Origin of the sequence: Halobellus rufus (genome assembly GCF_000739575.1) — an archaeon.
Taxonomy (GTDB): domain Archaea; phylum Halobacteriota; class Halobacteria; order Halobacteriales; family Haloferacaceae; genus Haloquadratum; species Haloquadratum rufum.
On the sequence record NZ_BBJO01000030.1, the window covers coordinates 19,401 to 37,077 of the forward strand.

Annotated in this window: 22 protein-coding genes, 1 tRNA gene and 1 pseudogene; 5 read left to right on the forward strand and 19 right to left on the reverse strand. The window is 66.6% G+C overall.

Features of this window, described 5'->3' with window-relative positions; translation table 11 throughout:
- Positions 1 to 127: 127 nt before the first annotated feature.
- The 14 genes from ACP99_RS12060 to ACP99_RS12125 all read right to left on the reverse strand — a co-directional run bounded on the left by ACP99_RS12060 (position 128) and on the right by ACP99_RS12125 (position 8,135).
- Positions 128 to 325, reverse strand: coding sequence for a hypothetical protein (locus ACP99_RS12060; RefSeq protein ID WP_049986844.1), 198 nt, complete (start codon positions 323 to 325; stop codon positions 128 to 130).
- Positions 322 to 897, reverse strand: a complete 576-nt coding sequence (locus ACP99_RS12065; RefSeq protein WP_049986845.1) for a hypothetical protein — start codon at positions 895 to 897, stop codon at positions 322 to 324. Before ACP99_RS12065 ends, ACP99_RS12060 begins: the two co-directional genes overlap by 4 nt.
- Before the next feature lie 426 nt (positions 898 to 1,323).
- Positions 1,324 to 1,560: a helix-turn-helix domain-containing protein gene (locus ACP99_RS12070; RefSeq protein WP_049986846.1), complete on the reverse strand. Its 237-nt coding sequence runs from the start codon at positions 1,558 to 1,560 to the stop codon at positions 1,324 to 1,326.
- 105 nt (positions 1,561 to 1,665) lie between these two features.
- Positions 1,666 to 2,487, reverse strand: a complete 822-nt coding sequence (locus ACP99_RS12075; protein ID WP_231554293.1) for a tyrosine-type recombinase/integrase — start codon at positions 2,485 to 2,487, stop codon at positions 1,666 to 1,668.
- A gap of 3 nt (positions 2,488 to 2,490) precedes the next feature.
- Positions 2,491 to 2,907, reverse strand: coding sequence for a hypothetical protein (locus tag ACP99_RS12080; RefSeq protein ID WP_049986847.1), 417 nt, complete (start codon positions 2,905 to 2,907; stop codon positions 2,491 to 2,493).
- Positions 2,900 to 3,271, reverse strand: coding sequence for a hypothetical protein (locus ACP99_RS12085; protein ID WP_049986848.1), 372 nt, complete (start codon positions 3,269 to 3,271; stop codon positions 2,900 to 2,902). The genes ACP99_RS12080 and ACP99_RS12085 overlap by 8 nt, the downstream gene beginning before the upstream one ends.
- A gap of 152 nt (positions 3,272 to 3,423) precedes the next feature.
- Positions 3,424 to 3,843: a hypothetical protein gene (locus tag ACP99_RS12090; RefSeq protein WP_049986849.1), complete on the reverse strand. Its 420-nt coding sequence runs from the start codon at positions 3,841 to 3,843 to the stop codon at positions 3,424 to 3,426.
- On the reverse strand, positions 3,840 to 4,166 hold the full coding sequence (locus ACP99_RS12095; RefSeq protein ID WP_049986850.1) for a hypothetical protein: 327 nt from the start codon (positions 4,164 to 4,166) through the stop codon (positions 3,840 to 3,842). Before ACP99_RS12095 ends, ACP99_RS12090 begins: the two co-directional genes overlap by 4 nt.
- Position 4,167: 1 nt before the next feature.
- The gene (locus tag ACP99_RS21245; protein WP_049986851.1) at positions 4,168 to 5,013 is read right to left on the reverse strand and encodes a minichromosome maintenance protein MCM; all 846 of its coding nucleotides are present in this window, start codon (positions 5,011 to 5,013) and stop codon (positions 4,168 to 4,170) included.
- Positions 5,007 to 6,296: a minichromosome maintenance protein MCM gene (locus tag ACP99_RS12105; RefSeq protein WP_049986852.1), complete on the reverse strand. Its 1,290-nt coding sequence runs from the start codon at positions 6,294 to 6,296 to the stop codon at positions 5,007 to 5,009. Before ACP99_RS12105 ends, ACP99_RS21245 begins: the two co-directional genes overlap by 7 nt.
- Positions 6,293 to 6,868, reverse strand: a complete 576-nt coding sequence (locus ACP99_RS12110) for a hypothetical protein (protein ID WP_049986853.1) — start codon at positions 6,866 to 6,868, stop codon at positions 6,293 to 6,295. The genes ACP99_RS12105 and ACP99_RS12110 overlap by 4 nt, the downstream gene beginning before the upstream one ends.
- Positions 6,869 to 6,967: 99 nt before the next feature.
- A complete protein-coding gene (locus ACP99_RS12115) occupies positions 6,968 to 7,159 on the reverse strand; it encodes a hypothetical protein (protein WP_049986854.1) in 192 nt (63 codons plus the stop codon).
- 78 nt (positions 7,160 to 7,237) lie between these two features.
- Positions 7,238 to 7,393: transfer RNA gene (locus ACP99_RS12120), tRNA-Met, on the reverse strand.
- A 70-nt stretch (positions 7,394 to 7,463) separates the two neighbouring features.
- Positions 7,464 to 8,135 (reverse strand): TVP38/TMEM64 family protein, encoded by a 672-nt coding sequence (locus tag ACP99_RS12125; protein ID WP_049986855.1) that lies wholly within the window; start codon positions 8,133 to 8,135, stop codon positions 7,464 to 7,466.
- A 196-nt stretch (positions 8,136 to 8,331) separates the two neighbouring features.
- Here ACP99_RS12125 and ACP99_RS12130 point away from each other — a divergent pair, with 196 nt between their 5' ends.
- On the forward strand, positions 8,332 to 8,703 hold the full coding sequence (locus tag ACP99_RS12130; protein ID WP_049986993.1) for a DUF5830 family protein: 372 nt from the start codon (positions 8,332 to 8,334) through the stop codon (positions 8,701 to 8,703).
- A gap of 100 nt (positions 8,704 to 8,803) precedes the next feature.
- Here ACP99_RS12130 and ACP99_RS12135 read toward each other — a convergent pair whose 3' ends face one another.
- A complete protein-coding gene (locus tag ACP99_RS12135; protein ID WP_049986856.1) occupies positions 8,804 to 10,057 on the reverse strand; it encodes a DUF7115 domain-containing protein in 1,254 nt (417 codons plus the stop codon).
- Positions 10,058 to 10,260: 203 nt separating this feature from the next.
- On the opposite strand from ACP99_RS12135, the gene ACP99_RS12140 reads away from it, so the two are divergent.
- On the forward strand, positions 10,261 to 11,916 hold the full coding sequence (locus ACP99_RS12140) for a potassium channel family protein (protein WP_049986994.1): 1,656 nt from the start codon (positions 10,261 to 10,263) through the stop codon (positions 11,914 to 11,916).
- A 37-nt stretch (positions 11,917 to 11,953) separates the two neighbouring features.
- On the opposite strand, the gene carA is transcribed toward ACP99_RS12140, so the two are convergent.
- Entirely contained in the window at positions 11,954 to 13,027 is a 1,074-nt protein-coding gene (carA, locus tag ACP99_RS12145) for a glutamine-hydrolyzing carbamoyl-phosphate synthase small subunit (protein ID WP_049986857.1), read from the reverse strand.
- Between the two features lie 97 nt (positions 13,028 to 13,124).
- Between carA and ACP99_RS12150 the strand changes: the two are divergent.
- Positions 13,125 to 13,546 (forward strand): annotated as a pseudogene (locus ACP99_RS12150) (Lrp/AsnC family transcriptional regulator).
- A gap of 66 nt (positions 13,547 to 13,612) precedes the next feature.
- Positions 13,613 to 13,813 (forward strand): 30S ribosomal protein S17e, encoded by a 201-nt coding sequence (locus tag ACP99_RS12155; protein WP_049986858.1) that lies wholly within the window; start codon positions 13,613 to 13,615, stop codon positions 13,811 to 13,813.
- 63 nt (positions 13,814 to 13,876) lie between these two features.
- Here the strand turns inward: ACP99_RS12155 and ACP99_RS12160 are convergent, their stop codons facing one another.
- Together ACP99_RS12160 and ACP99_RS12165 are read right to left on the reverse strand one after the other, a co-directional pair.
- Complete coding sequence (locus tag ACP99_RS12160) at positions 13,877 to 14,179, reverse strand: hypothetical protein (RefSeq protein ID WP_049986859.1); 303 nt, start codon at positions 14,177 to 14,179, stop codon at positions 13,877 to 13,879.
- Between the two features lie 6 nt (positions 14,180 to 14,185).
- On the reverse strand, positions 14,186 to 15,730 hold the full coding sequence (locus ACP99_RS12165) for an acyl-CoA carboxylase subunit beta (protein WP_049986860.1): 1,545 nt from the start codon (positions 15,728 to 15,730) through the stop codon (positions 14,186 to 14,188).
- Positions 15,731 to 15,906: 176 nt separating this feature from the next.
- On the opposite strand from ACP99_RS12165, the gene ACP99_RS12170 reads away from it, so the two are divergent.
- Entirely contained in the window at positions 15,907 to 16,104 is a 198-nt protein-coding gene (locus ACP99_RS12170; RefSeq protein ID WP_049986861.1) for an HVO_0649 family zinc finger protein, read from the forward strand.
- A 3-nt stretch (positions 16,105 to 16,107) separates the two neighbouring features.
- Here ACP99_RS12170 and ACP99_RS12175 read toward each other — a convergent pair whose 3' ends face one another.
- Entirely contained in the window at positions 16,108 to 17,541 is a 1,434-nt protein-coding gene (locus tag ACP99_RS12175) for a sodium-dependent transporter (protein WP_049986862.1), read from the reverse strand.
- Positions 17,542 to 17,677 lie beyond the last annotated feature (136 nt).

Consider the following 17,677-nt stretch of genomic DNA (forward strand, 5'->3'; position numbering starts at 1 on the left):
GGATCGTTGTGAAGTGGTCATAGGTGAGCATCCGTGTCTCGTATTGGACGCGTGTCTGAGGGCCCCGCCGTGGGATTGCACCTCGGCGCGTGGTCTACCACGGGGCTATCGCGGGTGTCGGTGGGAGTCAGTCCGCGGGCTCGGCGTTCTGTGCGAGACACCGGACGCTCGTTTCGAGCTCGTCGACGTCGACCGTCAACACGGTGCGGCCCGGGTCGTGGAACAGCGGCTCGGGGTCGGCCTCGCGGATCGTGCCCAAGAGCGGGCGGTGTCCGTGCGGGACGATCACTGTGCGGCCGATCGTCGTGGGGCGTCTCGTGGTCATCGGTCTGCGTGAAGAGCGCGGCCGATCGCGTAGATCCAGTCACGGCCGGACTCGCGGATGGCCTCGATATACGCGCCTTTACTCGGGCGGTGGTGCAGCGTACCGTCGCGTTCCAAGCGGACGAGGCACTGCCACAGCGACTGCATCGTCGCCTTCGGGTCGAGGTCCCGGAGAACGGCGTGACGGTCTGTCGGGTTGACCGTCCCGCACTCACACGAGGTCCGCGTGAACTCAGTGTGGCGATAGGGGTTGTCGCGGTGATCGCGCTCGTCGACGCCGTCGATGGCGTGCTCGGTGCGGTACTGGTATCCGATGAAGATATCTCGGACGCTCCCGGGGACACCGGCCGTCTCGAGATCGTGGTCGGCGGCTCGGTGCGTCGTCTTGAGTTGTCGGAAGCAGGTGGCACACCAGCGGTGATCGGAGGCGATTTGTCGGAGTGCCTTCTCGCCGCGGTGGCGATACAGGCAGTGTTCTGAACAGAAACTACCGCCGACTGTCGCGGTTGGCGCGTGGTCGTCGCCACACTGGCGACACGTGTACGTCTCCGTAGAGGTGGGTGTGACAGACATACTGGGTGAAAGTGGACGGGTGGCTACGACAGCCCGCCGCTTTCAACGACGGACCAAACGACCGTCTGAGGAAGGTGTGTAGTGGGGTAATGTTTATCCGAGGGTAAAAAGCGCACACGCGCGGCCATATTGTCCGCCCCACCCCACCACCCAAGCCTACGAGGGTACCGAGTGATGGGTCTCAAGCAAGTGGAATCGATGGAAAACGACGTCGGCCCCAAACTGTCCAGGTCTGAGCCGACGTCGTTTGGCACGACTACGGGCGTGAGCCCGGATCGCGGCGCCGACCAACGCCACGACCCGGGTGGGACGCGACGCCAGTCGACGAGCAGGCCGCCACGACGAGGTGGTGCCTGTGATTGTCACTACTTGCGCACCAATAAAACACTTGCCCCGCGTTCAGTGAGACGAGTGTATAGTTGCGTTTTAGCCGTTTTCTATGGGCTCGACAATCCGGTGCGACGGGGTTTCATACCGCGGGATGCCGGCGGGAGGTAGTGTGTGAAGATAACCAAGCTCCCGGAGGCGATCGATGGCGCGTCGGGTCGTCCGGAGTGGCAAATCAGTCTCGTCGGCGATTTCGGTTGTCGTGAGGGGCTGGTCGGCGTCCTCGAGGACATATTTGACGTACTTCGCACTCGGAGGGAGTTTCTCGTCAGTCATTGGTCGCCTCCCCGTCACTGTCTTCGAGGTCGAACAGATCTGCCCACGGGACGTCCTCTTCGAACTCCCGGCCGCGGACCTTCCGGTCGACGTACGACCGGTCAGTCATCGGTACACCCGGTTGAGCGCGCGTTTTGCCATTTGCCCATTGATAGCGAGATATTTGTTCGGCGTCTTGTCGTCACGCCAGCCCATCATTTGCTTGAGCGCCTCCTTGTCCAGGCCGTTGCCAGCGTGGTACGACGCCGCCGTTCCGCGGAGGCCGTGCAGCGTCGTTGCGTTCTCGTCGAGAAGCGGCGCATTCTCGATCGCCGATTGTAGCCGGCGTTTTAGTGTTGAGTAGGCGTGCGGCCACTCGCCGTGGACCTGTCCGATGAACAGAACTGCCTCCTCGACGCGCGCCGACCACCCAGTCGGGATGTCTCGAACTGCTGTCTCCGTCTTGGGCATCCAATACTCGTCTGCGATCTCTTCGACGTCCCGATCGTCGCCGTGGCTGATGCGTTGGCGGGCAGCCTGCCGACAGTCTCCACACGCGCCCCCATCGCGTCCCTTCGTACACGGGTCGTGCTCCGGAATCGATAGGATTTGTTCGCGATCGTCGTACCACTCTATCGAGAAATGGCCGAGTTCGCCCGCGCGGAGTCCCAATCGGCCGAGGATCACCAACGCACTCCACGTTTCGAGTGCGTGCTCGTCGTCGTCGATACGCAACGCGCCGATGAGGAGACGCTCGAACTCCGGTGCCGTGAGGACACGCTCTCTGGTTTCAGTCCGGCCGGGCGACTGTTTGCTGTCGTCCGGGTCCGATTCCATCATCGCCGCTAAGTCTGCCCCTCCGCCAGGGGCTCCGTTTTCCGACAAGAACCGCATCTTCTCGCGGTCCTCCTCCGTGATCCCGAAGCTCGAGGTATCCGATCCGCTCATCGCTCAGGCGAACCTCCCCGGGAACGTCGACCCCGGATACGTTGGTCCGTCGTCCTCATCATCGTCGTTCTCGAGCGGCGCGGGCCAGTTGAACGTGTAGCCACCGACGCGCTCGGCGTGGACGACCGTCGCACCTGTCTCGCCACAGCGCCGGCGGACGACCTCGTGGCAGATCCAGCCCTCCTCGGGCCCCGACGTCGAGAACGTCAGCCGTTCCCGGTAAAACGGGCGCCCCTGTTCGTCGTTCTGTGCGGCGGCCTCGTGCGGGTACGTCGCGTCGATCGTGTGGAAGACGGTGGCCTGGAAGTCGCTGTCGTCCCAGACGACGACGCGAAGCGTGGTCGGACCTGAGAGCCGGACGTCGGCCAGGCCTTCGAGTTCCTCGACGACGTTCTCGCGGTCGTAGGCGTAGTCACTCACCGTCGACCACCTCCAGCGACTCGACCGTCCCGCGATCCTGCCAGCGGTACCGCGGCGGATGGCGGATGTCGATGCAGGCCTTGACGTCGGCCTCGACCGGTCCCGTGAGCCCCTCGTCGGGCTCGATCTTTCGGGAGAAGTTCCACTTCGTGGCGGTGTCGTGATTCTCCAGGGCGACCAGGAGTTGCCCGGGCAGTTGGTCGGTGTCGCTCTCGGCGGCGACGTCGTCGGGCGGGAACGGCGGCTCGGCGATCGTCGGTCCGACCGTGGCCGTGTGAACGCCCTCGCTCGTCGAGAGCTTGAACTCGACGGTGTCGCCAGTCTCGAGCTGTTCGATCGTCTCTCGGGGAGTGGTGTTACTCATTGCGGTCGCCTCCTATCGTCAGGTGTTCATAGCCGTCACTCTCGGGGCGGCACCGGGCGATCGGTGTGGAGCCACAGTTCGGGCAGTGCCGGCGGTACGACAATTCGGATGTCGATGTCTCGGCTCCGCAGAACCCACAGCGGAGTGGTGTCTCACTCATCGGCGACCTCCCGGACAGCCTGCAGATGCTGGTTCGCCCAGCCGATCACGTCTTGGTCCCTCTTGTCGTCGGGGCGGGAGACCTCCACCCCGATCACGGCTTGCAGCGCGCCCTCATCCTCAGTGCTGTAGATCGGTAACTCGGCGTCGGGGAGTTTGGCGACACCGTCGGTCGTCAGTCCGTAGCGGAGCTGGCCCTCGCCGTCTCGGTGGCGGATGACGTGGCCGTTCTCCCGGGCGGCTTGCAGCGCTGTTCGAGCGTCGGACTTCGCGACCGACGAGTTGGAGACGTGCGTCCACAGTTGCGCCGACGCGAGCGTCACCGGCTGGGGGTCGCCCGTGTTGTGGAGGATCATTGAGAGGATCCGGTGGTAGGGACGGGCGGAGTCGTCGGGCTTCGGGAGCGCTGTCATCTCCGCAGCCTCCGTAGCGCCTGGTTACAGTGCGCTATCAGATCGTTGTCGATGGAGCCATCCGTGCGCTCCTCGGCGTATGCGATCCGCAGTAGTGCATCCTCCTCCATCGGAGCGAGCTGCCGATAGTGGTGGAATAGGTCATCCCGGTCGATCGCAGCATCGATGGTGTCCTTGATGTCCGAATACTTCCAGTCCGTCGTCTCGGCGACGACGATTGCCAACTTCCGGCGCTCGACCAGCGGTCGCGATCTCGAGGTGTGCTCCTCGACTGCCTGCAAGACATCGCGATAGCGCTCGCGGTAGGACTCGTCGTCCGGCATCTCAGCTCACCCGGTAGGATCCGTCCCCGTCGGGATGATACACGTTCCCTTTGCGAGACATCTTCTCGAGCTCGTCGTCGACCTTCGTCGGCGAGAGGTCCAGTTCCTCTTGGGCCACGGTAAGGATGTCGTCGATGTCGGCCGGCTCCTCACGCGTTTCCAACTCCGAGATGATGTCCGTGAGTGCCTTAATCCGGTCGCGTTGGTTCTGCGGTGTGCCCTTCCCCGTGCGGTCGGCATCGAACTTGCCCGTCTCGGGGTCGAAGTTTAGCCCGACGACGTTCTTCGTGATCTTGATCGCTCGCTCGGCGTGCCGCGGCTCGACCGTCTCCGAGAGCTCCGCGCGGGCGAACCCGATCGCCAGTCGAAGGCCGGCCTCGATGCGTCGGGGTGTCGCCGAGACGGGGTCGTCCTCGTTGTCGTTGAGGTCCCGCACTTCGACGTAGCTCTCCTTGAGCATCTCTTTGGCTTCCTCCGTCGGCAGTGGGAAGACGTTCTCGCGAGCGTAGACGAGCATCGCCGTGAACGTCTCTGTCGGAACTGGCGGGTCGACGGTCGTCGTCTCGGGCTCCTTGACGTCGATCCCTTGATCGGCGAGTTCCTTGCGGGCGGCCTCGTCGAACGTCCCGAGGACGTGGTCGGCGACGTCGGCGTCCATCTCCGGGTCGGGGATGTCCCGGACCGCGAGGAGGACGTCCATCCGGTCGATGAGTGCGTCGTCCATATCGATCTGCCCGGCGATGGGTTCGTGGCGATCGAAGCGCCCGTGGATCGGGTTCCCCGAGGCGAGGAGTGCCGTCCGCGTGGGGAGGTCCGCACTGATGCCGGCCTTGTCGATCGTCACCATCTGGTCGCCCTCGAGGCGTCGTGCATCGCCTTCGTCTTCTCGTCGACGACGTCGTCGACCTCGTCGATGATGCAATGGCCGCCGTTGGCTCGTGGCAGAATCCCCGGCTCGAGCGTCCAGTCAGTGTTGCCGGCGAACTCCTCTTGGACGGCGGCCGCCGTGAGTCCCACCTTCGAGAGGCCGGTCCCCGAGCGGTACTCGGCCTTCGGGGCGATCTTCGCGAGTCGCGAGAGGATCGTCGACTTCCCACGGCCGGGGTCGCCGATGAGCCCGAAGTGGAGATCGCCGCGGAACGCGCCCCGGTCGTTGTCGATCCGGTAGGCGTTGAACAGCCACGCGACCGCTGCCTCGAGGGCGACTTCGAGCTCGTCGTCCGCGAGGATCTGTGGGGCGATGCTGTCGCGGAGTTGTTCGACGCAGTCCTCCTGAGCGGCCAGCTCCTCGAAGGCCTCCCGGTGGGCGTCGACGTCGACGTCGTCGTAGTCGTTGGACTCGAAGGCGATCGCTTGGGCTTCGATCCACGTCTCCGTCTCGGGGGTTCCGTTCCGTCCCGTGAGCTTCGACTCGTTGACGCGGAGCTTTCCGAGCACGACCGCCGTCTCGCCAGCGCGATCGGGGAGGCCGTGCTCCCCGCCGTAGTCGCAGAGGTCGTCCTCGACGTACACCGGAATCTTCTCGCCCTCGGTCCCGGGGCGCTCGTCGGGGAGTTCTGCGAGTTGGACCTTCCGCTGGTCGACGAACTCGGAGTCGTCGACGACGAGGGCGAACGGGCCCTGTCGCTCACAGCCCTGACACTCGTGGGGCTCTTGGGTGTTGTTGCGGCCCTGCGGGATGTAGGCCTTCGTGCCGCAGCGCTTGCACTCGAACGTGGCCTCGGTGAGCCGCGGCTTCGTGCCCGTCACCTTGTTGAGTTGGCCGCGGACGGCGACGTAGTCGCCGACGTCGTCCGAGGGGTTGAGCTCGGGGATCGGTCGCGCCCCGATCGCGTCTTCGGTGTCAGTGAGGCGGACGTGAGCGTCGTCGAGGGCGATGTCCGCGGGAAGGTCGAACAGTCGCAGTGCCTCCTCGGCGTACTGGCGGACTTGATCCGGTCGGTCGAGCCAGTCGTCGAGCAGCACCGGGTCGAAGCGGTAGACGTCGTCGGCTTCGATGTATAGGGAGCGCTGCTCACGTGGGTACCGCTGGGCGAGTTCGCCGATCGCGTCGGCGTAGTACTTCCGGTAGAACTCGAGGAAGCGGTCGGTGAGTTCCGCAGTCTGGCCGGCTTGTGCGGTGGTGCTCACGCCTCATCGCCTCCGTTATCGTCGAAGGTCTGCGCGATCGGTGCTTCGTTGCCGGCGCGGCGCTGCTGGTCGGCGTGCATCCCTTGCATAAAGTTCGTGTTGAGGAGATCGCGCTCCTGGTCGGCGGCGCGCTTCCGGAGGTCGAAGTGAATCTCCTCGTTCGAGCGATCGAACTCCCCACGGAGTTCGTCGACTCGCGGGTGCTGGGCCCACAGTTGCGGGTAGTCGCCCGCCTCCATCTCGTCGAGGACGGTGTCGAGGGTGGCCTCGTAGTCCTCGCCCTGCTCGGCCTTCTCCTCGCGGAGGCCGCGAATCTCTTCGAGATCCTCCTTGAGCCGGGCGACGCGATCGCGGTGTTCGCGTGCCGCCTCGAGTCCCTCCTCGAGGCGCTGTTCCTTCCGCCGGATCTTCCGATCGATCACGGCGACCGAGTCGGCGGAGTTGACGCCGAGCTCTCGTTCGAGGGCCGCGACGACGACGTCCTTGTTCGTCCGGTCGTCCTCGTCGACGAGGTACTTCAGGGACGGCGGAATCTCGACGTACAGCGTCTCGGTCCCCTCGGCTTGGACCATCACGCACCACCTCCCACGGCTCCTTTACCACTAACCCACTTCCTATATTCTATACTTATTCCTATACTATAGGAACTATCTATGTAACCTAGGGATAGATTACGCATCGATCGACACCTCCTGGTCGCGACGGGCGTCGTGCTCTGGACCGACGAGCCACTCGACGACGTCGTGGCCGTTGATGTCAGATTCACAGACCGTCCGCTGGCCGTGCTTCGGGTGGTCGATCTTAGCGACGGCGTCCTCGATGCAGCCGAGACAGCAGCAAACACGCGTCTCAGCGCGTGACATTACGCCGTCACCCCCCGATTTCCGCTGGAGGAAACAGCCCTACCTGTGGCTGGTTGGGAATGACAACGTTTTGATAAGTGCCCGGGGTGGGCTCCGAACCCACGATCTCCGCATGTCCCAGGTCCGAGGCTCGGCGGGCCCCGTGGGGAGCGGGCGGAGGCTTCCAAGGCGTACCGCACCGAATCTCAGGAAACCCTATGAGTGCGGCGCTATGTCCAGCTAAGCCACCCGGGCTCACTTCTCCGTTGGCCGATGACGTTCTTAAACCTTCGCAAGTCCGACGACGGCGCGGCCGTCGTCCACTTCACGCGTCGTCGAGGGACGCCGTACCGTCGGCCTTGCCGCGGTCGAGATACCAGCGGTAGGCGACCGGCCCGAGGAGGAGCACCGCAGTCGCGGCCGCGCCCACAACCACGCGGGGATCGAACACGTCCAACACGTCGCTCGCGAGGAGTGACTCGGCGGACGCGCCCGCGAGGACGCCCGCGACGACCCACGGGATCTCGCCGATCGCCGTCCCGAGGAGGAACGTCGAGAGCCGCACGCCCGCGATCCCGGCGGCGACGCTCACGACGTCCGAGGGCGCGGGGAGCAGCCGGCTCGCGACGACGCTACGGATACCGCCCGCACGGTCGACGACCGCCTCGCCGGCGTCCGCGAGCCCGCCCACGCGGCCGTAGCGACGCGCGAGCAGGAACGGCGGCGCACTGGTCAGCGTCACGAGCGCGAGCGCCAGCGGAGCGCCCGCTACGCCGAGTCCGTAGCCGAGCAGCACGGCCAGAAGCGTCGTCGGCCACGCGAGCAGCGGCCGCACGGCAGCGAGGACGACGGCGGCGACGACGAGGCGGACCGGATCGGCCACCAGCCACGCGGCCCGCGAGAGCACCAGTTCGGGCGAGGCGACGAGCCCGAGGGCGACGGCGAGAGCGACCGCGCCGCCGAGCAGCAGGCGCACGCGCAGGCGGGAGCGGTCCATCGTTCCCGCGTCGCGGGCCCGCGGGCATAACAGTTGTTTTGTCGCTGTGGCTCCGAACGGCAGTCGAATCGTGGCTGACGACGAGCAACGGGACCTCGGCGCGTTCGACGAGGTCGACGGAGCGGGCGACGCGGACAGCGAACGCGTCGCCACCGACGTCGGCGGCGGCCCGTCCGTCCCGGGATCGGGGACGCCCGTGGCCGAACTCGACCACGGCGAGCGCGTCGAACTCGGCGTCGACCTCCTCGCGCATCTGGAGACGGAGTCACTGACCCTCGCTGACGCCGTCGACCGCATCGAATCGGTGACGACGAACCCGTCGCTGACGCGGGAGATCCTCGACACGGCGGAGAAGCGAGGGATCATCGACCGCGAGGGCGGCCGACTCCGGACGCGACGCGGCGGTACCTACGTCCGGTTCGAACAGCAGGTGATCGAACGCGAGGGCGACTACGAGTGTCGCCGCTGCGGCGCGGGGCTCTCAACTGGGCACTTCGTCAGGTTCGAGGCGGGCGAACTCGGCCCGTTCGGGCCCTCGTGCGTGCGGAAAATTCTCGGACGGGAGTGAACTTCGGGCGGGAGTGGTTTCCGTGCGAGAGTGGATCTCGGCGGAAATGGTTCTCAGACGGGGGTGAACGGTGTCAAATCGGCGTACTGACGCGCGGTCGCTACCGGCCGCGGCGGAGCTCTTCGATGAGCTGTTCGACCAGTTCGCGTTGGGCTCGGAGTTCCTCGTTCTGCTGCTCGACCGTCTCCCGGAGCCTCGCGATCTCTTCGAGGATCCGCTCGTCGGCCGCTGGGGCGGCCGCCTCGAATCCCGATCCCGCGAACCCGGGGTCGGTCGGAGCGGATTCGTCTTCGCGGGTCGGCTGCGGCCGTTCGGATGCCGCTGTCGGCTCGTCGGAGTCGCCGAGCGGGTCTGACCGCTCGGTGTCCGAAGCGTCGGGCCCCGACGTCGCCGCGTCGGTGCTCGCCTCGGCGGCGGTGGAGTCGACGTCGGAACCGCGTTCGGCGGTCTCTTCGCGGGAGGGTACAGACCCGCGCTCGGCGTCCGTCTCGGCGGTCGCGCGGTCTTCCGATGGTCGCTCGACCTGCTGGGCGATCGCGTCGACGTTCTGCTCGGTCGCTCCGTCTCCCTGCGAGGTCTCGGCCGAGCGGGTCGCGTTCGCCGGGAACTCCTCGGGCTCGCCGGGGTCGGCGATCAGCGGGTCGGGGCCGTCGCCGAACGAGACTTCCTCGGTCTCGGCGTCTTCGACGTCGGCGTCGTCGGGGTCGTCCGCTTCGGGCTCTGCGGCGACTCGCAACTCCTCGAGTGAGTCGACGTCCCAGTAGGCGAGGAGGGTCGTCTCCAGTGCGGCGCGGACCGCGCGCGCCTCGTCGTTGGGCGCTTTGAACCGCTCTTGGCGGCCGTCGACCGTCAGCACGACCGACGTGGCGACGCTGCCGTCCTCGAACGCGAGGTCGGTGACGTCCCCGAAGTGATAGGACTCGAAGTCCTCGTCCCAGAGGTTCGCGCCGATGTGGCGGACGACGCGTTCGCCGGCGATGGCGACCGTGAGGTCGCTGAAGCGGAAGAGCCGCTCCATCGGTTCGTCGGGTTCGAGCACGTCGTTGGCCTTCAACACGCCTTCGACGATCGGGTGCAGTGCGCGTTCGAGTCGCTTCGCGGGCAGCGAAATCGTCTCTTCGCCGTCGAGCCCGTAATCGAGCGTCACCTTCGCCTTGCGACGGCCTTCCGAGACCGTGATGCGCTCGGCTTCGTGGGAGTACTCCTCGACGGACTCGTCGGAGAGCAAGCCCTCCGCGCGGTAGAGCAGCGTCCGCGTCGGCGTCACGTACAGTTCGTCCTCGCCGCCGAGGTCGACCCGCGCGACCACGTCCTCGCCGGCGAGGTCGGCCTGGACGATCTCCGGTTGGCTCATAGATCCGTGCACCGCCCGTTTCGTCATAAATCCGTGGGTCTTTGCGGCGGTACCGTGCGGAAGTGCGATCGCTGACGAACTTTTGAGGGAGGTGAGACGCCCCAACGGGTCGCGCTCGTTTCGGGGAGTCGCTCGATCGCCGCCCGTCACGCGAACCCGGTATTTAATCGAACGGGGGCGCAATGGACGATCGAGATCATCGAATGCGGTCACTGCGTGACATCCGCGGGCTGCGCCCCCGAGACCTGACGCAGCGACAGCGATTGCTCGTGCTCTTCGTCGTCGGACTCGCCGGCATCGTCCTCTGTTACACGCTCGTCTACAACTGGGGGATGGCGACGCTCGAAAACCGGCCGCAGTCGGTCTTTCGATCGCTGCAGACGGTCGTCGAGACGATGACGACGACCGGGTACGGCGCGGACTCGCCGTGGGAGACGCCGGCGATGAACGTGTTGATGGTGACGATACAACTGACCGGCGTCGTCATCGGGTTCGTCACGCTCCGGATCCTCGTGATCCCGCTGTTCGAGCGGACGCCGCTGAACCTCGACGACCGTCTCACGCCCAAGAGCGACCACGTGGTCATCGCGGAGTACCGCCGCGACACGTACGTCCTCCTCGACGAACTCGAGGAACTCGGCGTCGACTACGTCCTCATCGAGTCCGACGAGGAGGAGGCGAAACGGCTCTCGGACGCGGGCTATCAGGCGATCAACGGCGACCCCGAGGAGCGGACCGACCTCGACCGCGCGTCGATCGAGCGGGCGTCGCTTCTCATCACCGACGCCGGCGACCGGACGGCGAGCATCGTCCTGACCGCGCTAGAGGCCAACGAGGACCTCAGGGTGATCAGCTTCACCGAATCCACGCGCCGGAAGGCCGCGCTCGCGGAGGTCGGCGTCGACCGGAGCGTCGCCCCCCACGCGCTGATCGGCGAGCGACTGGCAGAAAAGGCGACCACGCCAGTCGACGTCGGTTCGTCGGACTCGGAGGTGGTCGACATCCGGGAAATACTCGTCCGCCGGGACAGTCCGATGCACGGCGTCCGCATCCGCGACTCGCCGATCGCCAGGCATCCGGACCTCACGCTCGTCGCGGGGTGGTTCGACGGCGAGCTGCGGCTGCCGCCGTCGCCCGACGAACCGCTGACGCCGAACGCGGTCCTGGTCGTCGCCGGCCCCGCGGGCGAGATCGACGAGATGACCGACGAGATCGGCGGGATCCGATCGAGGCGCTTCGCGGCTCCCTCACGGGTCGTCGTGGCCGGCCTCGGCGAGGGCGGCACCGCGGCCGTCTCCGCGCTCCCCGACGGCGTGGCGGTGACGACCGTCGACGACTCCGCCGAACGGAACCCCGACCACGTCGGCGACGTGACCGAACCCGAGACGCTTCGCGCGGCCGGCATCGAGGGGGCCTCGGCGCTGATCGTCACCGTCAGCGACGATTCGATCGCGCTCTTGACGATCGCCATCGCCCGGTCGCTCTCGGAGGACGTCGAAATCCTCGCGCGCGTCACCGAAGCGGCGAAGGCGCGGGCGGCGTTCAGAGCCGGCGCGGACTACGTGCTCTCGACGCAGCGCGTGTCGGCTCGACTCGTCGCCGCCGAGGTCCACGGCGAGCGGGTGATGGACCCGACGAGCCAGATCCGCGTCGTTCGCGCTGACGCCGCTCCGTTCGTCGGGGAGACGCTCGGCGACCTCCGTCGGAACGGTGAACGCGGCTGGACCGTCGTCGCGATCGCACGCAACGGGAACGTCTTCACCGACGAGCGGACCGCTGTCGAGCCTGCGGACGAAGTGTTCGTCGCGGGGAGCGACGACGGGATCCAGTCGTTCGATCGGGCGGTCCGAACTGACTAACTGGCTGCGAAAAGAGCCGTGAGCCGTTCGCGGTCAGTCAGTCGTCGGCGACCGCGTGGCTGTTCTCGACGCCCGCGCCCGTCATCGCGAGGACGTCGTCGAAGAAGCCCAGCGAGTCGTGGGGGCCGGGGTGTGCCTCGGGGTGGTACTGCCGCGTGATGACGTCGAGGTCGTCGTTCGCGAGACCCTCGGCGGTGCCGTCGTTGACGTTGACCTGCTTCACGTCGAGTTTGTCACCGGGTTCGCCGACGGTGTAGCCGTGGTTCTGCGTCGTCATCACGACCTTCCCGGAGTCGAGGTCGCGGACGGGCTGGTTCACGCCGCGGTGGCCGAAGTCCATCTTCTCTGTGGTGCCGCCGAGCGCGCGGGCGACGACCTGCTGGCCGAGGCAGATGCCCGCGATGGGAACCTCGCCGACGTACTCCTCGACGAGCGTCTGAGCGGCCTCGAAGTTCGCCGGATCGCCGGGACCGTTCGAGATGAAGAGCAGGTCCGGGTCGACCTCGGCGAGTTCCTCGGGCGTGGTGTCGTACGGCAGGACGTCGACGGTGGCGTTGCGCTCGACGAGCGACTCGACGATCGACAGCTTCGCCCCGCAGTCGATGAGCGCGACGTCGATGTCGCCGTCACCGTAGGTCGTGTGCTCGACGGTGGTGACCTGTTTGCCGATGTCGACGTGCTCGCTCATCCCCTTGCACTGCTTCAGTTCGGCTTTCGCGTCCTCGGGGGTGGCGTCGTCGCCGACCGCGATGCCGCACTTCATCGCGCCCTCCTCGCGGATCGACGTGACGAGTTCGCGCGTGTCGATGTGGTCGAGCGCGGGGACGTCTTCCGATTCGAGCCACTCGGCGACGTCCGCGGTGAACTCGTGGGCGATCGCCGCACGCGGGTGGACGCGGTCGGACTCCATTCGCTCCTCTCGGACGCCGTAGTTCCCGATGAGCGGGTACGAGAAGGTGAGGACCTGCTCCTCGTAGGAGGGGTCCGTCAGGCTCTCCTCGTAGCCGGTGTAAGCGGTCGTGAACACTAACTCGCCGCGGGTCCGTCCCGGAGCGCGTCCGCGGGCCTCGATCACGCGGCCGTCCTCCAGGGCCAGATAGGCGTCCGACATTACGAGAAACGCACGGCATCTGGGGGCATAAGTGTTACTTTCGTAGCTCAGTTACGATTTTCGTAATCGGTAAGCCCCCCGAGCGCGTTGGGCCCGTATGGACGATCTCGACCGGCAGATCCTCGACATCCTGCGGCGAGACGCGCGGACGCCCTACACGGAGATCGCCTCGCAGGTCGGGACCTCCGAGGGGACGGTCCGCAACCGCGTCGAGCGGCTCACCGAGGACGGCGTCATCGAGCGCTTCACCGTCTCGACGCGCACGGGCAACATCAAGGCGATGATCGAGGTATCGGTGAAAGTCGACGTCGACACCACCGAGATAACGGATCGATGACCGAGTGGGACCAGGTCGACTTCGTCTGGCAGGTCTCCGGCGAGGAGGACGTCGTCCTCGTCGTCGACGCCGCCGACACCCGCGCGGTGAACCAGCTCATCACGCGCGCGCGAGAACTCGACGAGGTGAAGAACACCAAGACGCGGCTCATCCTCGACGAGCAACTCGGTCGGTCGCCGTAGCTATCGACCTCGTCCTCGCGGGTCCGGAACGAATCGTTTTAGTGCTCGCTGGCGGAACAGAGGGATATGGCGATCAAACCCAAATACGTCAAACAGCTCGGAAAGCTGCTGTTGGAGAAGTATCCCGAAGCGTTCAACACGGACTTCGAGACGAACAAAGAGAGCGTCGCGACGCTGACGAACGTCGAATCGAAGGGCGTGCGCAACCGCATCGCGGGCTACATCACGCGCAAGAAGAGCGGCTCGGCTCCCTCCGCCTCGGCGTAATTTGGGACTCGCTTCTCGGTAGTTGTCGACGTCGGTAGCGTCAGCTTCGACGCGCGGTACCCGTCAGAACCGCTCGGCACGCGCCGCCGCCGTCCACTTCGAACGCGGTGCACCGTCGGGGACGCGTCGGACGCGGCGTCCGCTCGTCGCATCGACGCGCCCCGCGAAGCTCCACTTCTCGCCGTTCCACGTGTCGCCGGAGCGCGCGGCCGCGGCGGCGACGGCGGCCGCGGCGCGTTCGCCGTCGGCGACGTGAGCCGCGACCGCAGCCGCGATGGCGGCGGCCTCCTCGTCGTCGGCGTCGGCCGGGATCGAGAGGCACTCCGCGATCTCGACTTCCTCCTCGGGGACGTTCTCGCTTGCCATCGGCGGTCAGATCGGGAGGTTCCCGTGCTTTTTGTCCGGGAGCGAATCGCGCTTCGAGCGGAGCAGTTCGAGGTCCGAGACGAGTCGGGCTCGCGTCTCCGGCGGCTCGATCACGGCGTCGATGAAGCCGCGGTCCGCGGCGGTGTAGGGGTTCGCGAACTCGTCGCGGTACTCCTCGATCAACTCGTCGCGGCGCTGCTCGGGGTCTTCCGCGGCCGCGAGTTCCTCGCTGTAGAGGATGTTGACCGCGCCCTGCGGCCCCATCACGGCGATCTCGGCGGTCGGCCACGCGTAGTTGACGTCGGCGCCGAGGTGTTTCGAGGCCATCACGTCGTAGGCGCCGCCGTAGGCCTTCCGGGTGATGACCGTCAGAAGCGGCACCGTCGCCTCCGAGTAGGCGTACAGTAGCTTCGCGCCGTGGCGGATGATGCCGTCGTGTTCCTGACCGGTGCCGGGGAGGAAGCCGGGGACGTCGACAAAGGAGACGATGGGGACGTTGAAGGAGTCGCAGATGCGGACGAACCGCGATGCCTTCTCCGACGCCTCGATGTTGAGCGTGCCCGCGTTGACGCGCGGCTGGTTGGCGACGACGCCGACGGAGTGGCCGTCGAGGCGGGCGAAGCCGACCAGGACGTTCTTCGCGAAGTTCTCGTGGACCTCGAAGAAGGAGCCCTCGTCGAGGACGCCGTCGATGACGTCGTGCATATCGTAGGGCTTTCTGGGCTCGTCGGGGACGATCTCGTTGAGCGAGTCGTCGGCGCGTTCCGGATCGTCCCACGGTTCGACGCGGGGGGGATCCTCGACGTTGTTCGGGGGGAGATACGAGAGGAGTCGCCTGATGTCGTCGAGGGCCTCTTCTTCGCTCTCGCAGGCGAACTGCGCGACGCCCGAGGTCGAGGCGTGGGTGACCGCGCCGCCGAGTTCCTCGAAGCTGACCTCCTCGCCCGTGACCGTCTTGATCACGTCTGGGCCGGTGATGAACATGTGGCTCGTGTCCTTCACCATGAACGTGAAGTCGGTGAGGGCGGGCGAGTAGACCGCGCCGCCGGCGCAGGGGCCCATAATCGCCGATATCTGGGGCACGACCCCGGACGCTTCCGTGTTCCGGCGGAAGATCTCGCCGAAGCCCGCCAGCGACTCGACGCCCTCCTGGATCCGCGCGCCCGCGGAGTCGTTGAGCCCGACGACCGGCGCGCCGACCTCGACGGCCTTGTCCATCACCTTCGTGATCTTCTCGGCGAGGACCTCCCCGAGCGACCCGCCGAAGACGGTGAAGTCGTGCGCGAAGACGAACGTCTTCCGCCCGTCGACCTCCCCGTAACCGGTCACGACGCCGTCGCCCGGGAGCTGTTTCTCCTCCATCCCGAAGTTGTGGTTCCGGTGGGTTCGGAGCTGGTCGATCTCGCTGAACGTCCCGTCGTCGAGGAAGTAGTCGATCCGCTCGCGGGCGGTCATCTTGCCCTTGTCGTGTTGGGCCTCGATGCGCGCCTCGCCGCCGCCCTTCAGCGCGCGCTCGCGCTTCTCGCGTAGCTCCTCGATCCGGTCCTCCATCGTCACGTCGGACCACCTCCGATCATCGTCCCGTACGTACCGACGGGAGGCAAAAGGGTTTCCGCAATCCGACAAGGAGGGGTTCGTCGAACGTCGATATCTCTCGCGATCACGGCGGTCATTAACGAACGATGGATATACTTATCTGACTGCGAGTAGTGGTAACTAATAGCACAATGGCGAGCGCGTACAGATCCCCGTTCGAGCGGTTGAAGACGCGGTACAGCGACGTCGACCTCGTCTGCCCGAAGTGCGGCTACGACGACGACGACGGCGAGTGGCAGGCCGTCACGACCGGACAGGTCGTCCAGTACCGCCACATCTGTCCGAGTTGCGGGGCGATCCGTCGACGGACGATTTCGATCGGCCCCTGAGGATCACACCAGCGACCGGTCGGTCCGCACGCCGAGGAACGCCGCGGCAGCGACGAGCACAGCGACGCCCACGGTCGGCCAGAACCCGATACTGGCGTCGACGCCGAAGTTCGTCAACAGCGTGAAAAGCAGGAAGATCGGGAGCACGACGCCGGCGGCGAGCAGCCACGGCGTCGCGAGCGCGTCCGTGACCCCGCCCGCGCCGGAGCGGAGTTCCGTGACGGCGTCGCGACCCATCACCCAGCCGACGAACACGAGCACCGCGGCCAGCCCGGCCGTCAGGAGCGTGTCGACGAGCGGCCCCGCGACGAAGCCGAAGACGCCGACGCCCGCGATCGTGGGGTTGATCGCGCAGATCCCGCCGGTGACGACCACCGCGACGGTCACGAGCGCGACCGCCTGCGGACGCGAGAGCCCGTACTCGTCGACGAGGAACGAGACGGGGATCTCCAGCATACTGATCGACGAGGAGAGCGCCGCGAGCACGACGACGCCGAAGAACGCCGTCGCGACGAGCGCGCCGGCCGGAAGCTGTGAGAACGCGCCCGCGAGGCCGACGAAGAGCGCACCCGGACCGGGGGCCGTCTGGGAGGGGTCGACGCCGAGCGAGAAGAGCAGCGGGAACACGACGAGTCCCGCGAGCACCCCGACGAGCGTGTTGAGCACGGCGATGACCGTCCCGTCGAACGGCAGCGAGCGGTCCTCGTCGATGTAGGACGCGTAGGTGATCATCGTGCCCGCACCCAGCGAGAGCGTGAAGAGCGCCTGGCCCGCCGCGGGCCCGAGCACGTCGAAGAAGTTCGCGCGGATCGTCGCGAGGTCGAAACTGAGGTAGAAGGCGTACGCCTCGGCCGCGCCCGGGCGCGTGCCGGCCCACACTGCGAGGCCGATCAACAGCGCGAGCACGGCGGGCATCATCACCTTCGTCCCGAGTTCGATTCCGCGGCGGACGCCGGCGTAGACGACGACCGCGGTCAGTCCGAGAAACAGCAGGTGGAAGCCGAGCGCGTCGAGGCCCGCCGACGCAGCGCCGAAGTACGCTCCCGGCTCGGTGAAGTACGCGGGCTGTGCACCCGCGAGCCCGAGCGCGCTCTCGCCGAAGTACCGGAGGATCCACCCGCCGACGACGCTGTAAAACGAGATCAGCGCGATGGCGGTGACGACGTAGAAGACGCCCCACAGTCCCCACGTTCGCGACCCCGACAGATCGCGGAACGCGCCGACGGGGCTCTTTTTGCCTCGTCGTCCGAGGACGAACTCCCCGAGCAGCCCGGGGACCCCGACGAGCAGTACGATTGCGAGGTAAACGAGGAGAAAGGCGCTTCCACCGTTGTCCGCTGTCACCCACGGGAACCGCCAGATGTTCCCGAGGCCGACGGCCGAGCCCGCAGCCGCGAGGATGAACCCCGCGCGCGTCGCCCACGTCTCACGTGTCATTGACTCTCAGTCCACCGCTCGCGAGTAAGTGGCTTTCGGACCGTATCTCTCTCAGATGACCGATACAACGGACGTTCGTGACGAATTCCCGATACGGGAGCGACCCTCGTCGCCCGGGCTCTCAGGGACCGTTTCC